The organism is Arthrobacter sp. RT-1, from assembly GCF_003367205.1.
Classification (GTDB): domain Bacteria; phylum Actinomycetota; class Actinomycetes; order Actinomycetales; family Micrococcaceae; genus Arthrobacter.
In genome coordinates this window covers 275,509-293,119 of the sequence record NZ_QRGQ01000012.1, presented here as the reverse complement: position 1 = coordinate 293,119, position 17,611 = coordinate 275,509, and the positions used below count along the sequence as shown (strand labels likewise).

Sequence of the window (17,611 nt, the reverse complement as noted above, 5' to 3'; positions counted from 1 at the left end):
CTGACCAACATGATCTCCGCCTACACCGGAACGCAGGTCCGGGCAGCCGAGGAACCGCTCCTGGCTGCCGGGCTCGGCGATGTCCTGATGCAGCGCGCCGCCCACGGCCTGGCGAACGCCGTCATCACCGAGCTTCGCGCCCGCGGCCGGCGCATCTACGGGGCACGGCTCGTGGTGCTGGCCGGCAAGGGCAACAACGGCGGCGACGGCCTGTATGCCGCCGCTTTCCTTGCCGCGAGAGGAATGCGTACGACGGCGGTCCTCACCTCCGGCGCGGGACATCCCGCTGCGCTGGCTGCTTTTGAACGCGCCGGCGGACGTGCGGAGGAACTGACCGAGGAGGCACTCGGCGGGCTGGCCTCGGAAGCCGCCCGCGCCGACGTCGTGATTGATGCGGTGCTGGGGACGGGCGCCAAGGGCGGGCTGCGGGGGAGTGCCGCCGCGCTTATCGACGCCGTCACCAAGGCCCGCAGTTCCATGGATTCAGAGGGGTTCGTGGTGGCCTGCGACCTCCCCAGCGGCGTGGACGCCGATACCGGCGCGGCCGCCCTGGCTGTGCTGCCGGCTGACCTGACCGTCACCTTCGGGGGCGCCAAGACCGGGCTGCTTGCGGACCCCGGCGCCGATTACGCCGGCCGCGTGCATGTGGTGCCCATCGGCATTGAGGAACACCTGCCGCGCCCGTTGCTGCGCCGGCTCGAGGCAGCAGACCTCGCAATGCTCCTGCCGCAGCCCGAACGCCGCGCACACAAGTACTCCCGCGGCGTGTTGGGCGTGGTGGCGGGCTCGGTCCAATACCCCGGCGCCGCTGTCCTGGCCTGCCGGGGCGCCCTCGCCGCCGGAGTGGGCATGGTGCGGTACCTCGGCCCTCCCGACGTGGCGGACCTGGTGCGGCAATCGTGCCCGGAAGTTGTCTGCAGTACCGGCTCCGTGGCTGACAACCGGGTGCAGGCCTGGCTGGTGGGCTCCGGCATGGGCCCGGAAGACTCTGACCAGCTGGCGCGTGCGCGGGACGCCGTCGATTCCGGCCTGCCCACCGTGGCGGACGCCGGCGCCCTGCCCGCCCTGCCCAACCGGCTGGCCCCGCATGTCATCCTGACCCCGCACGCCGGCGAACTCGCCTCACTCCTGCAACGGCTGGGAGGCGAAGATGACCGGGAATCCGTGGAAGCGCGGGCTCTGGACGCCGCCCGACGCGCCGCCGCCGTCACCGGGGCAACCGTCCTGCTCAAGGGCGCCACCACCCTCGTGGCCACGCCCGGCGGCGACGTATACAGCCAGGCGGACGGGACCCCGTGGCTCGCCACCGCCGGCAGCGGCGACGTCCTGGCCGGCGTCATCGGTGCGCTGCTCGCCCAGGCAGGTCCCGACGTCGCGCGCTTCCGTTCACTGGACAATGACGACGACGGCCGGTGGGCTGCGATTGCCGCGCTGGGGGCGGCGCTGCACGGTAAAGCCGGGACGGCGGCGTCGGACGCTTCCTTTGGCGGGCCGATCGCTGCTGGCGGAATTGCCGATGCCATAGCTGAAACGTGGGGTAATGTCAGCATGCTTAGTAACTCTGGACTCCGGAAACGTAATAGTCACAGCCACCCGTTACGGTAGGCACTAGTTCGCATGGGCGGCAGGGACGTTCCGATGTCCCCTGTTGCCGACCAAGAAATGAGGAGCATTATGGAAGTCTGGCCCGGATCGGCTTACCCCCTTGGCGCCACGTACAACGGAACCGGCACCAACTTTGCCCTGTTCAGCGAACGAGCAGAAAAAGTGGAACTGTGCCTCTTCGACGATGACGGCAAGGAAACCCGCATCACGCTGGATGAAGTGGATGGCTACGTGTGGCACTGCTACATCCCGCAGATCCAGCCCGGCCAGAAGTACGGCTACCGCGTCCACGGGCCCTACGACCCCGCGTCCGGCAACCGCTTCAACCCCAACAAGCTCCTGCTGGACCCCTACGCCAAGGCCATCCACGGCCAGGTTGACTGGCACCCGTCCCTGTTCACCTACAACCTGGGCGAAGAGGACTCGGTCAACAACGAGGACTCCGCCAGCCACATGATGCTCGGCGTGGTCATCAACCCGTTCTTCGACTGGGACGGCGACCAGAACCTGCGGATCCCCTACCACCAGTCCGTGATTTACGAAGCCCACGTCAAGGGCCTCACCCAGCTGCACCCGGAGATCCCCGAGGAACAGCGCGGAACCTACGCCGGCGTGGCGCATCCCGCCGTCATCTCCCACCTGCAGAAGCTCGGCGTCACCGCCATCGAGCTCATGCCCGTGCACCAGTTCGTCAACGACGGCACGCTGCAGGACAAGGGCCTGAACAACTACTGGGGCTACAACACCATTGGCTTCTTCGCGCCGCAGAACACCTACAGCTCCACCGGCGACACCGGCCAGCAGGTCCAGGACTTCAAGGCCATGGTCCGCTCGCTGCACAAGGCCGGCATCGAAGTCATCCTGGACGTGGTGTACAACCACACCGCCGAAGGCAACCACCTGGGCCCCACGCTGTCCTTCAAGGGCATCGACAACGCCGCCTACTACCGGCTGATGGAGGGCGACGAAAAGCACTACATGGACTACACCGGCACCGGCAACTCGCTGAACGTCCGCCAGCCGCACTCCTTGCAGCTGCTTATGGACTCGCTGCGCTACTGGGTCACCGAGATGCATGTTGACGGTTTCCGCTTTGACCTCGCCTCCACCCTGGCCCGCGAGTTCTACGACGTGGACAAGCTGTCCACCTTCTTTGAACTCATCCAGCAGGACCCGGTTGTCTCGCAGGTCAAGCTCATCGCCGAGCCGTGGGACGTTGGCCCCGGCGGCTACCAGGTGGGCAACTTCCCGCCGCAGTGGACCGAATGGAACGGCAAGTACCGCGACACCGTCCGCGACTTCTGGCGCGGCGAGCCTGCAACGCTGGGCGAATTCGCCTCCCGCATCACCGGTTCGGCGGACCTCTACGAACACTCCGGCCGCCGCCCCGTGGCGTCCATCAACTTCGTCACCGCGCACGACGGCTTCACCCTGTCGGACCTGGTGTCCTACAACGAGAAGCACAACGACGCCAACGGCGAGGGCAACAACGACGGCGAATCCCACAACCGCTCCTGGAACTGCGGCGTTGAGGGCCCCACGGATGATCCCGAGGTCCTGTCGCTGAGGGCCCGCCAGCAGCGGAACTTCATTGCCTCGCTGCTGCTGTCCCAGGGCGTGCCCATGCTCCTGCACGGCGACGAGATGGGCCGTACCCAGCAGGGCAACAACAACGGCTACTGCCAGGACTCGGAACTGACCTGGATCAACTGGGAGACCATCGACCAGCCGCTGGTCGAGTTCACCGCCGCCGTTAACGCCCTCCGCGCCAAGCACCCCACCTTCCGCCGCAGCCGCTTCTTCGACGGCCGGCCCGTCCTGCGTGGCCAGGGCGAACGGCTGCCGGACATCGTCTGGCTCGATCCCGACGGCGAAACCATGAAGCCCGAAGCCTGGGACAGCGGGTTCGGCCGCTCTGTTGGCGTGTTCCTGAACGGCAACGGCATCCAGGGCAAGGACAGCCGCGGCCGCCGGATCACCGACGTGAACTTCCTGCTGTACTTCAACGCCCACGATGACACGGTGAAGTTCACGCTTCCCTCCGACGAGTTCGCCCCGGCCTGGGACGTCATCATCGACACGGCCGGGCAGAACGCGGACACCGAGCCCGTCTCCGCCGGGCAGCCGCTGCCCGTTGAGGCCAAGTCGCTGGTGGTCCTCCGGGCGCACACCGTTCCCGAGGTGGAGCCCGACCACTCCGTGGCAGCCTCCCTTGCCGCGCTGACCCAGACCTCCAGCAGCGAGACGGAGACCATCAGTACCCCGGCAGTGGCGGAACCCGGAAAGACCACCAAGATCGGGGAGCGGAAGGCTTCGAAGAAGTGAGGGTCCCGGCATCCACCTACCGGCTGCAGATCCGCCAGGGTTTCACCCTGTTCGACGCCGCGGAGCAGGTCCCGTACCTGAAGTCGCTTGGCGTGGACTGGGTGTACCTCTCGCCCATCCTCACCGCGGAGAAGGGCTCGGACCACGGCTATGACGTGACCGACCCCTCCGCGGTGGACCCGGACCGCGGCGGCCCCGATGGTCTCCTTGCGCTGTCCAAGGCTGCCCGCGAGCACGGCATGGGTGTCCTGGTGGACATCGTCCCCAACCACGTGGGCGTTGCCACTCCGGCGCAGAACCCGTGGTGGTGGTCCCTGCTGAAGGAAGGGCGCGGCTCGCGCTACGCCGAAGCCTTTGACGTCGACTGGGACCTGGGCGGCGGAAAGATCCGGCTGCCCATGCTTGGCTCCGATGCGGACCTGGACAAGCTGGAAGTGGTGGATGGCGAACTCCGCTACTACGACCACCGCTTTCCGCTCGCGGCCGGCACGTACACCGAAGGGGACTCCCCGCAGGAGGTGCACAGCCGCCAGCACTACGAGCTGATGGACTGGCGCCGCGCCGATGCCGAGCTCAACTACCGGCGCTTCTTCGCCGTCACCACGCTGGCAGGCATCCGGGTGGAGATCCCGCAGGTCTTCGAGGAAGCCCATGCCGAGGTTGGCCGCTGGTTCCGCGACGGGCTGGTTGACGGGCTCCGCGTGGACCACCCGGACGGGCTCGCCGATCCCGCCGGCTACCTGCGCTGGCTCAAGGACCTCACGGGCGGGTCCTACGTCCTGGTGGAAAAGATCCTGGAGCCGGGGGAGGTCCTGCCGGGCGAGTTCTCCTGCGAGGGAACCACCGGGTATGACGCCCTGGCGGATGTGGACCGGGTCTTCGTGGACCCGGCCGGGCAGGCCGCTTTGGATGCGCTGGACGCAGCCCTGCGGGGAACCGATAGTCCGACGGACTACGCGGAGATGATCCGCGGCACCAAGCGCATGATCGCCGACGGCATCCTGCGGTCCGAGGTGCTCCGCCTGGCCCGCCTGGTGCCCGAGTCCCACGGCCTTTCTGTGGAGCAGGCGGCGGATGCCATCGCCGAGATCATCTCGTCCTTCCCGGTGTACCGGACCTACCTGCCCACCGGCGCCGAGGTTCTGAAGGAAGCGTGCGAGTCCGCGGCTGAACACCGGCCGGACCTTGCTGTTGCGGTGGGGACGCTGCTGCCGCTGCTCCTGGACCCCTCGAACGCAATCGCCGTCCGGTTCCAGCAGACCTCCGGAATGGTAATGGCCAAAGGCGTGGAGGACACTGCCTTCTACCGGTACACCCGGCTGGGCACGCTCACCGAGGTGGGGGCAGAACCCACCGAGTTCGCGGTGTCCACGGAGGAGTTCCACCACCGGATGCGGCGGCGGCAGGAGGACCTGCCGCTGTCCATGACCACCATGTCCACGCACGACACCAAGCGCAGCGAGGATGCCCGGGCGCGGATCTCCGTCATCGCGGAGGTTCCGCAGGAGTGGACCGCCACCCTGAGCAGGCTGCGGGAACTGGCACCAATCCCGGACGGCCCCTACGAGAACCTGCTGTGGCAGGCCGTCATTGGGGCATGGCCCGCCAGCCGTGAACGGCTGCAGGGATACGCGGAGAAGGCAGCCCGGGAAGCCGGCAACTCCACCATGTGGACGCAGCCGGACGAGGACTTTGAGTCCGCCGTCAAGGCCGCCGTTGACGCTGCGTTCGACGACGCCCGGGTCACCAAGGCGGTGGAGGAGTTCGTGGCACGGATCGACGCGTACGCCGCCTCCAACTCGCTTTCGGCGAAGCTGGTCCAGCTCACCATGCCGGGTGTGCCCGACGTTTACCAGGGCAGTGAGTTCTGGGAACGGTCCCTGACCGACCCGGACAACCGGCGGCCCGTGGACTTCGCGCTCCGCCGGGAAGAGCTGGCAAGGATCGACGGCGGGACGTTGCCGGAAGCCGGGACGGAGGCCAGCAAGCTCCTGGCCACCTCCCGGGCGCTCCGCCTCCGCCGGGACCGGCCGGAACTGTTCCAGGGCTACACCCCCGTCTCGGTCACAGGCGCGGCGGCGGGCCACCTCCTGGCGTTCCACCGCGGTGCCTCCGAAGGCTCCGTCGGCGCCCTGACGCTGGCCACCCGGCTCCCCGCCGGACTGGAAGCGGACGGCGGCTGGCGGGACACCGCCGTCGAACTTTCCGCTCCCATGCGTGACGAACTGACCGGAGCCGGCTACGGACCAGGAACCGTTTCGGTAGCGGACGTCCTGGGTACCTACCCCGTGGCTTTGCTGGTACCGGTGGATGGAGAGAAGGCATGACCCTGGTCAACGTTGGACCCGAACGCTTCGACGTCTGGGCCCCCGACGCCACGTCCGTAATCCTGCTGGCAGACGGCCGGCAGTACCCCATGCAGAAAAAGGAGACGGCGCCGGGCACCGAAGGGTGGTGGTCCGCGCCCGACGCCCCGGCCGGCGGCGAGGTGGACTATGGCTACCTGCTCGACGGCGACACCACCCCGGTGCCCGATCCGCGGTCCCGGCGCCTTCCGTCCGGCGTCCATGAGCTGTCCAGGACGTTCGATCCGGCCAGCCACTCGTGGCAGGACACTGGCTGGCGCGGCAAGGAGCTGAAGGGGTCCGTCATCTATGAACTCCACGTCGGCACCTTCACGCCGGAAGGAACCCTGGATGCCGCGGCGGAGAAGCTGGGCTACCTGGCGGACCTCGGCGTCGACTTCGTGGAACTGCTCCCCGTCAACGGCTTCAACGGCACCCACAACTGGGGCTACGACGGCGTGCAGTGGTACGCCGTCCATGAGGGCTACGGCGGACCGGCCGCGTACCAGCGGTTCGTCGATGCCGCTCACGCGGCGGGGCTCGGCGTCATCCAGGACGTGGTCTACAACCACCTCGGTCCCAGCGGCAACTACCTGCCGAAGTTCGGCCCGTACCTGAAACAGGGCGACGCCAACACCTGGGGCGACTCCGTCAACCTGGACGGACCCGGCTCCGACGTGGTCCGGGAGTACATCCTGGACAACGCGGCCCTGTGGCTGCGGGACTACCACGTGGACGGGCTCCGCCTCGATGCGGTGCACGCCCTGAAGGACGAGCGCGCCGTGCACATCCTGGAGGAATTCGGTGCCCTGGGGGACGCGGTGTCAGCGGAAACGGGCCTGCCCAAGACTCTGATCGCAGAGTCCGACCTGAACAATCCCCGCCTACTGTACCCGCGGGACGTCAACGGCTACGGGCTGGCCGGGCAGTGGAGCGACGACTACCACCACGCGGTCCACGTCAACGTCAGCGGCGAAACCACCGGATACTACTCGGACTTTGAGTCGCTGGCGGTCCTGGCCAAGGTCCTCAAGGACGGCTTCCTGCATGACGGCAGCTACTCCAGCTTCCGGGGGCGGCACCACGGACGGCCCATCAACACATCGCTGGTGCACCCCGCGGCGCTGGTGGTCTGCAACCAGAACCACGACCAGATCGGCAACCGGGCCACGGGGGACAGGCTTTCGCAGTCGCTGTCCCACGGGCAGCTGGCCCTGGCCGCGGTGCTCACGCTCACGTCGCCGTTCACGCCGATGCTGTTCATGGGCGAGGAATTCGCGGCCAGCACCCCGTGGCAGTTCTTCACGTCCCACCCGGAACCCGAACTCGGCAAAGCCACCGCCGAGGGCAGGATCAAGGAGTTCGAACGCATGGGGTGGGACCCCGCCGTCGTACCCGATCCCCAGGACCCGGAAACCTTCCGCCGGTCCAAACTCAAGTGGGACGAAGCCTCCGTTGGCGACCACGCCCGGCTGCTGGAGCTGTACCGGTCCCTGACCGCGCTCCGCCGCGAACATGCGGAGCTTGCCGGGCTCGGCTTCGAGGAGACGGAAGTGGCGTTCGACGACGACGAGCGCTGGCTGCGGTTCCGCCGCGGGACGGTGGAGGTGCTGCTGAACTTCTCCGACGCGAAGGTCCGTCTGGACGATGCCCGCGGGACTGTCCTGCTGGCAACGGACGACGGTACCGCCCTGGAGCGTGAGTCCCTGGCCCTCGCGCCGTGGAGCGCGGCAATTCTCAAGTCCTGACATTTTCGGAAGTCGCGCCGCGGGTTGATTGTCAGCCCGCGGCGTAACTTCTCTCACGTTGTAATGTAGTGCCGGTCACAACTGGCAGGATGGAACGTATGACTTTTTCTGCAGCGGAGGACCGCTACGAATCCATGCCCTACCGCCGCGTTGGCCGCAGCGGACTGAAACTTCCGGCCATCTCCCTGGGCCTGTGGCACAACTTCGGCGACGACAAGCGCTTCGACGAACAGCGCGCCATTCTCCGCCGCGCCTTCGACCTTGGCGTGAACCACTTCGACCTGGCCAACAACTACGGTCCGCCGGACGGTTCCGCTGAGACGAACTTCGGCCGGCACCTGCAGGATGACTTCAAGCCCTACCGCGACGAACTCGTCATCTCCACCAAAGCCGGCTACTACATGTGGCCCGGCCCGTACGGCGAATGGGGCTCCCGCAAGTACCTGATCTCCAGCCTGGACCAGTCGCTGCAGCGGATGGGCCTGGACTACGTGGACATCTTCTACAGCCACCGCCCGGATCCGGAGACTCCGATGGAAGAAACCATGGGCGCCCTGGATTATGCCGTCCGCTCCGGCAAGGCCCTCTATGCCGGCATCTCGTCCTACACCCCGGAGCAGACCATCGAGGCGGCCCGCATCCTGAAGGAACTCGGGACGCCGCTGCTCATCCACCAGCCCAGCTACTCCATGCTCAACCGGTGGACGGAGGACGGGTCGCCGAACCTGTATGAGGCACTGGACCAGGTGGGCGCTGGCTCCATCGCGTTCTCGCCGCTGGCGCAGGGCATGCTCACCGACCGGTACCTCAACGGCATCCCCACCGACTCGCGCGCCGCGAAGGCCCGGTTCCTCTCCGAGGAAGCCATCACCGACGACAAGCTCGCCCGGATCCGGGGGCTGCACGCCATCGCCGAAGGCCGTGGGCAGTCGCTGGCGCAGATGGCCGTCGCATGGATCCTGCGTCCCCAGCCGAAGGGGTCGCCGGTGACATCGGCGCTGATCGGTGCATCCAGCGTCCGCCAGCTCGAGGACACGCTGTCCGCCATCAAGAACCTGGACTTCTCAGCTGAGGAACTGGCGGCCATCGACGAATTCGCCGTGGAATCTGACATCAACCTGTGGAAGCAGCCCGTCTGACACCTGGGAATCGTTACGGGGCGGGACCGGCGGAACAAAGCCCGGTCCCGCTCTGTTAGGTACTATGAAAAGGCGCCGCGCGGCGCCGTACCAGCCGGCCGCCGTCGCACTCTCCCCGACGCACCCGGCCGGCTGACATTTGTCTTTAAAGGAGTTCCGTGTCTTCACATCCGATCCGTGTCGCAATCGTCGGCGTAGGCAACTGCGCCGCATCGCTGGTCCAGGGCGTCCAGTACTACAAGGACGCTGACCCCAAGGCCACCATCCCGGGCCTGATGCACGTTGAGTTCGGCCAGTACCACGTGGGTGACGTCGAGTTCGTCGCAGCATTCGATGTGGACGGCAAGAAGGTCGGCAACGACCTCGCCGACGCAATCCTGGCCAGCGAAAACAACACCATCAAGATCGCCGACGTCCCGCCCACCGGCGTCACCGTCCAGCGCGGCCACACCCTCGACGGCTTGGGCAAGTACTACCTCGAGACCATCGAGCAGTCCACCGAGGAACCCGTTGACGTGGTGCAGGCCCTCAAGGACGCCAAGGTTGACGTCATGGTCTGCTACCTGCCCGTTGGCTCCCAGGAAGCAGCCGAATTCTACGCCCAGTGCGCCATCGACGCCGGCGTGGCTTTCGTCAACGCCCTGCCCGTCTTCATCGCCGGAACCAAGGAGTGGGCTGACAAGTTCACCGCCGCCGGTGTCCCGATCGTGGGCGACGACATCAAGAGCCAGATCGGCGCCACAATCACCCACCGCGTCATGGCAAAGCTCTTCGAAGACCGCGGCGTCACCCTGGACCGCACGTACCAGCTGAACGTCGGCGGCAACATGGACTTCAAGAACATGCTGGAGCGCGACCGCCTCGAGTCCAAGAAGATCTCAAAGACCCAGGCCGTCACCTCCAACGTCGAGGCCGAACTGGCCGCCAAGGACGTCCACATCGGCCCGTCCGACTACGTCCAGTGGCTCGACGACCGCAAGTGGGCCTTCGTCCGCCTCGAGGGCCGCAACTTCGGCGATGCCCCTGTCTCGCTGGAGTACAAGCTGGAAGTCTGGGACTCGCCCAACTCCGCCGGGGTGATCATCGACGCCATCCGCGCTGCAAAGATCGGCCTGGACCGCGGCATCGGCGGCCCGCTGCTCTCCGCTTCGAGCTACTTCATGAAGTCGCCGCCGGAGCAGTTCAACGACGACCTCGCCCGCGAAAAGGTGGAAGCCTTCATCCGCGGCGACCTGGAGCGCTAACCCCCTCCTGCCGGTGCCACAACGCTCCCTCACCTTCGGGTGGGGGAGCGTTTGCCGTATCCGACGCTCTCTCACCTCCTGCAGCTTTTCCCGGGACGCCCTCTCACCTCCTGCAGGTTTTCCCGGGACGCCCCATCACCTTCTGCGGGTTTTTTGGGATGCCCCATCAGCTTCTGCGGGGTTTTCTGGGATGCCCCATCACCTCTTGTGGGTTTCTCCGGGATGCCCCATCAGCTCCTGTGGGGTTTTCTGGGATGCCCCATCACCTTCTGCAGGGTTTCCTGGTACGCCCCTTCACCTCCTGCTGGTTCTTCCAGAACGCTCTACCAGGTGTGCCGCCGCGCTTCCTCACCCGGTACTGACGAAACCTGCTGCGAACGGATGATCCACCCACCCCGTGCGAAGGTGCCTCTTGATTAGCCCTACGGCTCGCTCGAAACCCTCAGCGAGGTCCTCTGACTTCAGCACTAGGACCGTCCAGCCTGCCGATTCGAAGGCCTTGTCACGCCGTCTGTCGCTAAATTGCTGGGCATCGAGCAGATGATGCCCGCCGTCGTACTGTATGGCGAGGCGATGGTGACGGTAACCAAGATCGGCAGTGGGCGAGGCGACTTCATCCGGCCGAAGCGCAATTTGGAGGTCAGGCTCCGGCAGATGTGCATCAGCTAGGGCTAGTCGGAGCATGGATTCCGGCGCCGAATCAGCTCCAACCCGCATCAGCTCAAGGGCTTCCCGGGCGCGGACGACGCCTTGAAGGTTGGGGTGTCGTCCAACCAAGGCGCGGAGCCCGTCCAGTGTGTCGAAAGGCTCTGACCTGCCTTCGAATTGTGCACGGGGGACGCGAATGATCTGATCTCCCAGACAGATCAAGTCCGTTAAGGACAATCGGCGGGCCAGATCGAGCCAAGTTCGCGAACGCGTACTGATGCGGATACCTCCAACGCACTCAATTTCCTCACCCGTTGCTATGACGGAATGTGCAATGACGCCTTTCCTGCGCACTTGCGGCAGACTCTTGGGCTTGCTCAGATGCAGCTCGGTCGAGTCGGATAGCCAAGGCGGCAGCAGCTGGCAATGGAGCCGCGCCGCCGTGACGTGGGAAATCCAAGCTCCAGGTGACACCTCGGATAGAGCCCGTGCGGCTGTTTCGAGATCAAAGCTCCAGCCCGCCGGACGATAGAGTCCCCGGCTCACATGAGCTAGGTCACTGGCCCGAAGTCTGCTGGCCTTGACGCCCAGGGCCTGAGCAGCGGTAAAGGTGAATGGTGCGCCAGCCAAGAGCGGTGGCAGATCAATGGGCCTGTGCATGTTGGCCAGTGTTGCCCAAAATGCGAATCCCTGCAGAAGTTATCAACAGGTGGAGCGGACAGCTGCGAAATCTGATGGGGCGTTGGTGGGGTGGGGGCGGGAGGTGATGGGGCGTTGGTGGAGTGGGGGCGGGAGGTGATGGGGCGTTGGGTTAGGTGAGGCCTACGGGGTTGCCGGCGTCGTCCACGTCCATGCGCAGGGCAGCCGGGACGGCGGGGAGGCCGGGCATCGTCATCACGGCACCGGTCAGCGCCACGATGAACCCGGCTCCGGTCTTGGGCAGCAGGTCGCGCACGTGGATGGTGAAGCCCTTGGGGGCGCCCAGCCGGGAGGCGTCGTCGGTGAAGGAGTACTGGGTCTTGGCCATGCACACCGGCATGCCGCCCCAGCCGTTCCGCTCGATATCGGCCAGCCGCTTCAGAGCCGGGACCGAAAAATCCACCCCGTCCGCCCCGTAGATCTCCTGCACGATGGTCCGGATCTTGTCCTCCACAGACAGCTCCAGTGAATAAAGGTGCCGGAAGCTGTTGGGCCGGGACAGCACCTGCGCCACCAGCGCGGCCAGCTCATCACCACCGTCCCCACCGCCACCGCGCCCCCAAACGTCTGCAACAGCGGCGGGAACCCCTTCGGCGGCACACCACGCCAGGAGCCAGTCGAGCTCCTCCTGCGAATCGGAGGAGAACCGGTTGATGGCCACCACGGGGGTGACGCCGAACTTCTCCACGTTCCGCACATGCCGGCGCAGGTTCGCCACTCCCGCCTCCAGGGCCGCCAGGTCCGGCCGCGTGAGCTGATCCTTGGCCACCCCGCCCTGCATCTTCAGAGCCCGCACCGTGGCCACCACCACGACGGCGGACGGCGCCAGGCCGCCAACGCGGGCCTTGATGTCCATGAACTTTTCAGCACCAAGATCAGCGCCGAAGCCGGCTTCGGTCACCACGATGTCCGCCAGCCGGCGCGCCGTCTGCGTGGCGATCAGCGAGTTGCAGCCGTGCGCGATGTTCGCAAACGGACCGCCGTGGACCAGGGCCGGCGTGCCCGCGATGGTCTGCACCAGGTTGGGCTTGATGGCCTCCTTCAACAGCAGTGCCAGGGCACCCTGGACGCCGAGGTCAGCCACGGTGACGGGAGAGCGGTCAAACGTATAGCCGAAGGTGATCCGTCCCAGCCGTTCCCGGAGGTCGGCCAAGTCCGTGGCGAGGCAGAACACCGCCATGATTTCGGATGCCACCGTGATGTCGAAACCGTCCTGCCGGGGGACTCCCTGGGTGGGCCCGCCAAGGCCGATGACCACCTCGCGCAGGGCCCTGTCGTTCATGTCCAGCACGCGCTTGAACGTCATGCGCCGGGGATCGACGTTCAGCTGGTTGCCCTGGTAGATGTGGTTGTCCACCAGGGCCATCAGCGCATTGTTGGCCGACGTGATGGCATGGAAATCGCCGGTGAAGTGCAGGTTGATCTCGTCCATTGGCAACACCTGGGAGTAGCCGCCTCCGGTGGCACCGCCCTTCATGCCGAGGACCGGGCCCAGCGAGGGCTCCCGGAGCGCGATCATCACGCTGTGTCCGGCCCGGGCCAGGGAATCGGCAAGGCCAACGGTGGTGGTGGATTTCCCTTCACCGGCCGGGGTGGGGGACATGGCCGAGACCAGCACTACCTTCCCGGCGGGAGGCGGGGCGTCCAGCCGGGCGGGATCGATCTTCGCCTTGAACCGCCCGTACTGTTCAACGGCTTCGGCATTGATCCCGGCAGCGGCAGCGATCTCCCCGATGGGCCGGATACGGGCTGCGCGGGCGATCTCGAGGTCGGTAGGGAAATCAGACATCCTTGTCCTTTCCTGGAGCGGCTGGCGCCACGAACCTGCCGGAGCACCTGCCCCAAAACTAACAGCCCCGCAGCACCAGCACCCGCAAGAAAAAATCAGGATGCGGGAACGGCCGGGACGAGCCGGGGCCCCACGTGGCGGTCGACGGCGGCATGGTAGCTTTCGAGCGTGATGGCGGCGGTGCGGGCCCAGCCGGAGTTCTGGGCACGGATGGCGGCGGCGCGTCCCATGTCCTCGCGGGTGGCGGGATCGTCGTACAGGGCCTCGAGTGCGTCGGCCCAGTCGGCGGCGTGGTGCCCGTCCACCAGCAGCCCGGTCCGGCCGTGGAAGATGGCCCGCGACAGTCCGCCCACCCGGGTGGCCACCACGGGCGTGCCGCAGGCCTGGGCCTCCAGGGCCACGAGTCCGAAGGATTCGCTGAAGGAAGGCATCACCACAACGTCAGCCGCGCGGAACCAGGCCGCAAGCTCCGGTGCCTTCACCGGCGGAAGCTGCGTGACGACGTCGTCCATTTCCGCCTCGGCAACCAGCCGCCGCAGGTTGAACTCCTTGTTTCCGCTCAGCGACCCCAAAATGGTGAGCCGGAGGTCGATGTCCGGCCGCCGTCGCCGGAGCAGGGCGGCGGCCTTGACCAGGATCTGGGGACCCTTCAGCCGCTGGATGCGCCCCGCGAACAGCAGGTGGAAGGTGCCCGGTGCGATGCCGCGCTCCGCCCGTGACCGGGTCCGGAATGCCGGCGTGAAAGTACTGAGGTCCACACCCGGCGGGGCGATATCGATGCGGTCGTACGTGGCTCCGTAGTGCGACACCAGCTCCGCCGCCTCCGAGCTGGTGTTCGCGATCAGCCGCTCCGCGCCGTCCACGATGCGGTGCTCCCCGAGCTCGCGCCGCCGCGGCTCGGGCTGCTCGCCGGACTCCAGCAGCAGGTTCTTGACCTTCGCCATGGTGTGCATGGTATGCACCAGCGGCACGCCCCACAGTTCGGACAGCTCCAGGCCGGCGATGCCCGACACCCAGTAGTGCGAATGGATGACGTCGTACCGGCCGTGCGGCTGCCGGCGGCGGATCTGTTCAATCTCGGCCACCATGCTGTGCAGCAGTCCGGGAAGTTCTTCCTTGGGAATCTTTTTCGGCGGGCCGGCCAGGACGTTGTGCACGCAGACCCCTGGATCGGGATGTTCGACGGCGGGCTGCCCCGCGGAGGTGGCGCGGGTGAAGATCTCGACTTCCACGCCCGCCTCGGCCAAGGCGGACGCCAGTTCCCGGATGTAGACGTTCATCCCGCCCGCATCACCGGACCCGGGTTGCTCCATGGGGGAGGTGTGGAGGGAGAGCAAAGCGACCCTGCGGATCAATGCCACGGGACCTCCTTCCGGCCGCCGGCGCGAGTGGGTGCCGGTTCAGTGCGCATTCGATAAAACACTACTCCCTCCCCTCCCGCCGGCCGATGTGTGTTAACTCCGGGCCCCGCCCCACAGCTCCCGCAGGGCAGGGAAAGCGCGCTCGTAACCGGCCAGGAGCTGTCCGGCCAGGTCCGCCGAGTCCACCAGCGGATGGCGGGCGAAGGCCTGCAGGGCGGCATCCCGGTTGCCGTCCGTGGCGGCCCGGACCGTGAGCCGTTCGACGTCCTTGACCCGGTTAAGCAGCTCACGCTTCGATTCCGGCGGTGCCTGCTGGGGCAGCGGCAGCGCGCCGTCGGGGGTTACCGTGCAGGGAAGTTCGACGACGGCGTCCGCCGGCAGTCCCGGGATGGCGGCCCGCGGTTCGGCTGCTTCGGCCGCGGCGGGCTCGGCTGCCTCGGGCAGGGAGTTCCGGGTGTTGAGGATCAGCTGCGTGATGCCACCACCGCAGAGCGCGCTCATGGCGGCCAGCGCAACGCGTTCATAGCCGCCGCCGGCCAGATCGTCCTCGTCCCGGTGTTCGCCTTCGGCCCGGGCCTCGGCCAGGTAGCCTTCCTCACGGGAGCGCCGTGCCTCTTCCCACAGGCGGTACGCCTCCCCACCGGCAGCGGCCAGCCGCGGATACAGCTCCTGCTGCTGGCTGTGGATGGTCTCTCCGCGGGTGCTGGCCATCGCCTGCATTGCCTGCCGTGCTTCCCCTGCACGGTAGTAGTAGTACAGGTATTCGTTGGGCAGCGCGCCAAGGCTCGCCAGGAAGGGCTGCGGGAACAACCTTCCTTCCTCAAAGGACTGCAGGGCGCGGGGGTCGGCGAGCAGGTCCGGAAGCACGTCCCGCCCGGCGGACTCCAGCCGGTAGAGCCAGCCCAGGTGGTTCAGCCCGTAGTAGCCCACGCCGTCGAGCCGTCCCTCAGGCAGCGCCAATCCGGCCGCATGCGCGGCGCGGTACACCAGGCCGCCCGCCGAGTCGCAGATGCCGATGGCCCGGCGGCCCAGCACGGGAAGCAGCGCCTCGGTGACCATGCCGGCCGGATTGGTGAAGTTGATCAGCCACGCCTCGGGACAGTGGTCCTTCATCAGCCGGGCAAGTTCCAGCATGCGCGGGATGGTCCGCAGGGCGTACGAGATGCCCCCGGCCCCGGTGGTTTCCTGACCCAGCAGCCCGAGGTCCTGGGCCACCCGTTCATCCGCAACCCGGCCCGCGGTGCCGCCGGGGCGGATGGCAGCGAACACCATCTGCGTTCCGGCGAGGGCGTCCGGAAGGCTGGTGGTGGCCCGGATCGGAAGACGGGAACCCGGTCCGGCGGGCATACTCCGCAGCACGGCGGTGACGGCGTCGAGGCGGGCGGGGTCGACGTCGTACAGCACCAGTTCGGTGGCCAGGCCGGCAAAGCGGCCCGAGACCAGTGCCCGGTAGATAAGCGGCACCCGGAAACCCCCGCCGCCGGCAATCAGAAGCCGCATAACCAGCAGTCTAGGCCCGGATTGGCTTGTCCCTGGCGCAAAGCAGGGCGTCCACTATCGGATGTCAGCGGCAGGGCGTATCGTGCCGGACATGGAAGCGATCCCAGCCCGGCCTTTCGATCCCCTGGCCGGCGTCCGCTCGCCCTCCGAACCCGGGTTTGACCTCCTCCTGGCCGGAACGGTGTTCCAGGACATCATTTTCACGGGCCTTCCCCATAGCCCGGAGCCCGGCACCGAAATCTGGAGCGACGGCATGGGCAGCTGTCCCGGCGGCGTGGCCAACCAGGCAATCGCCGCCGCCCGCCTGGGACTCCGGACCGGCCTGGCTGCCGCGTTTGGCGACGACGGCTACGGCGACTTCAACTGGAAAATCCTTTCCAGCCAGGAACACGTGGACCTCAGCCTGTCCCGGCGCGTCCCCGGCTGGCACTCGCCGGTAACCGTCTCGCTCTGCGTGGAGAAGGACCGGTCCATGGTGACCCACGGGCACGCCGCTCCGGTGACGTCCTCGGAACTGATCGGCATCCCTCCTCCCGCGCTCGCCGGCATTGCGGAGGTGGGGGTTGAGGTGGAGCCCTGGGCGAAAGCGGCGCACCAGGCAGGGGTGAAGCTGTTCGGCGACGTTGGCTGGGATCCCACCGGGGAATGGGCGCCCGTCCGGCTCGAGAACCTGCAGTACTTCCACGCGTTCCTGCCCAACCAGCGCGAGGCCATGGCCTTCACCGGCAAGGACGATGCGTGGAGCGCCCTGTACGCGCTGGCGGACCGGGTCCCGGTGGCCGTGGTGACACTCGGGCCGCAGGGCGCCATGGCGGTGGATTCGGAGACGGGGGAGGAGGAGTGGGTGCCGTCCCTGCCCGTGAAGGCTTTCGATCCCACCGGAGCCGGTGACTGCTTCGACGCCGCGTTCATTGTGGGCAGCTTGGCCGGCTGGCCGCTGGGCAACAGGCTGCGCTTTGCCAACCTGTGCGCCTCGCTGGCAGTGCAGGAGGTGGGCGGGTCGCTTGCAGCACCCGGCTGGGGGGACATCGCCGACTGGTGGAAACGCGCCAACGCCCGGCCCGAACGGCAGATGAGCCAGTGGCTGCGGCGCTTCGGGTTCCTCGCGGAGATTATCCAGGACGTCCCGCTGGCAGCGCAGCGCAGGGCCGCTGCCACCATCGCGCACCTTTCGGATGCCTGACCGACGTACGTGCCGCGCCGTGCCG

Annotated in this window: 11 protein-coding genes; 7 read left to right on the top strand and 4 right to left on the bottom strand. The window is 67.3% G+C overall.

What is annotated here, in order from left to right; translation table 11 throughout:
* The first annotated feature begins 9 nt into the window (after positions 1-9).
* From DXK94_RS12445 to DXK94_RS12420, 6 genes are all read left to right on the top strand, one after another.
* A complete protein-coding gene (locus tag DXK94_RS12445) occupies positions 10-1,605 on the top strand; it encodes an NAD(P)H-hydrate epimerase (protein WP_115525201.1) in 1,596 nt (531 codons plus the stop codon).
* A 69-nt stretch (positions 1,606-1,674) separates the two neighbouring features.
* Positions 1,675-3,930: a glycogen debranching protein GlgX gene (glgX, locus tag DXK94_RS12440; RefSeq protein ID WP_115525200.1), complete on the top strand. Its 2,256-nt coding sequence runs from the start codon at positions 1,675-1,677 to the stop codon at positions 3,928-3,930.
* The gene (gene treY / locus DXK94_RS12435) at positions 3,927-6,257 is read left to right on the top strand and encodes a malto-oligosyltrehalose synthase (RefSeq protein ID WP_115525199.1); all 2,331 of its coding nucleotides are present in this window, start codon (positions 3,927-3,929) and stop codon (positions 6,255-6,257) included. Before glgX ends, treY begins: the two co-directional genes overlap by 4 nt.
* Positions 6,254-8,023 carry a malto-oligosyltrehalose trehalohydrolase gene (gene treZ / locus DXK94_RS12430; protein WP_115525198.1) on the top strand — a complete coding sequence of 590 codons (1,770 nt, stop codon included), beginning with the start codon at positions 6,254-6,256 and terminating at the stop codon, positions 8,021-8,023. Before treY ends, treZ begins: the two co-directional genes overlap by 4 nt.
* Before the next feature lie 98 nt (positions 8,024-8,121).
* The gene (mgrA, locus tag DXK94_RS12425; protein WP_115525197.1) at positions 8,122-9,162 is read left to right on the top strand and encodes an L-glyceraldehyde 3-phosphate reductase; all 1,041 of its coding nucleotides are present in this window, start codon (positions 8,122-8,124) and stop codon (positions 9,160-9,162) included.
* A gap of 158 nt (positions 9,163-9,320) precedes the next feature.
* On the top strand, positions 9,321-10,406 hold the full coding sequence (locus DXK94_RS12420) for an inositol-3-phosphate synthase (RefSeq protein WP_079597409.1): 1,086 nt from the start codon (positions 9,321-9,323) through the stop codon (positions 10,404-10,406).
* A gap of 348 nt (positions 10,407-10,754) precedes the next feature.
* Here DXK94_RS12420 and DXK94_RS12415 read toward each other — a convergent pair whose 3' ends face one another.
* The 4 genes from DXK94_RS12415 to DXK94_RS12400 all read right to left on the bottom strand — a co-directional run bounded on the left by DXK94_RS12415 (position 10,755) and on the right by DXK94_RS12400 (position 16,403).
* On the bottom strand, positions 10,755-11,714 hold the full coding sequence (locus tag DXK94_RS12415; protein WP_115525196.1) for a DUF559 domain-containing protein: 960 nt from the start codon (positions 11,712-11,714) through the stop codon (positions 10,755-10,757).
* A 151-nt stretch (positions 11,715-11,865) separates the two neighbouring features.
* The gene (locus tag DXK94_RS12410) at positions 11,866-13,542 is read right to left on the bottom strand and encodes a formate--tetrahydrofolate ligase (protein ID WP_115525195.1); all 1,677 of its coding nucleotides are present in this window, start codon (positions 13,540-13,542) and stop codon (positions 11,866-11,868) included.
* Positions 13,543-13,637: 95 nt separating this feature from the next.
* Complete coding sequence (gene mshA / locus DXK94_RS12405) at positions 13,638-14,903, bottom strand: D-inositol-3-phosphate glycosyltransferase (RefSeq protein ID WP_115525194.1); 1,266 nt, start codon at positions 14,901-14,903, stop codon at positions 13,638-13,640.
* Between the two features lie 93 nt (positions 14,904-14,996).
* Positions 14,997-16,403 carry a 6-phospho-beta-glucosidase gene (locus tag DXK94_RS12400; RefSeq protein WP_115525193.1) on the bottom strand — a complete coding sequence of 469 codons (1,407 nt, stop codon included), beginning with the start codon at positions 16,401-16,403 and terminating at the stop codon, positions 14,997-14,999.
* Positions 16,404-16,494: 91 nt separating this feature from the next.
* On the opposite strand from DXK94_RS12400, the gene DXK94_RS12395 reads away from it, so the two are divergent.
* The gene (locus DXK94_RS12395; protein ID WP_115525298.1) at positions 16,495-17,586 is read left to right on the top strand and encodes a carbohydrate kinase family protein; all 1,092 of its coding nucleotides are present in this window, start codon (positions 16,495-16,497) and stop codon (positions 17,584-17,586) included.
* The last annotated feature ends 25 nt before the right edge of the window (positions 17,587-17,611 follow it).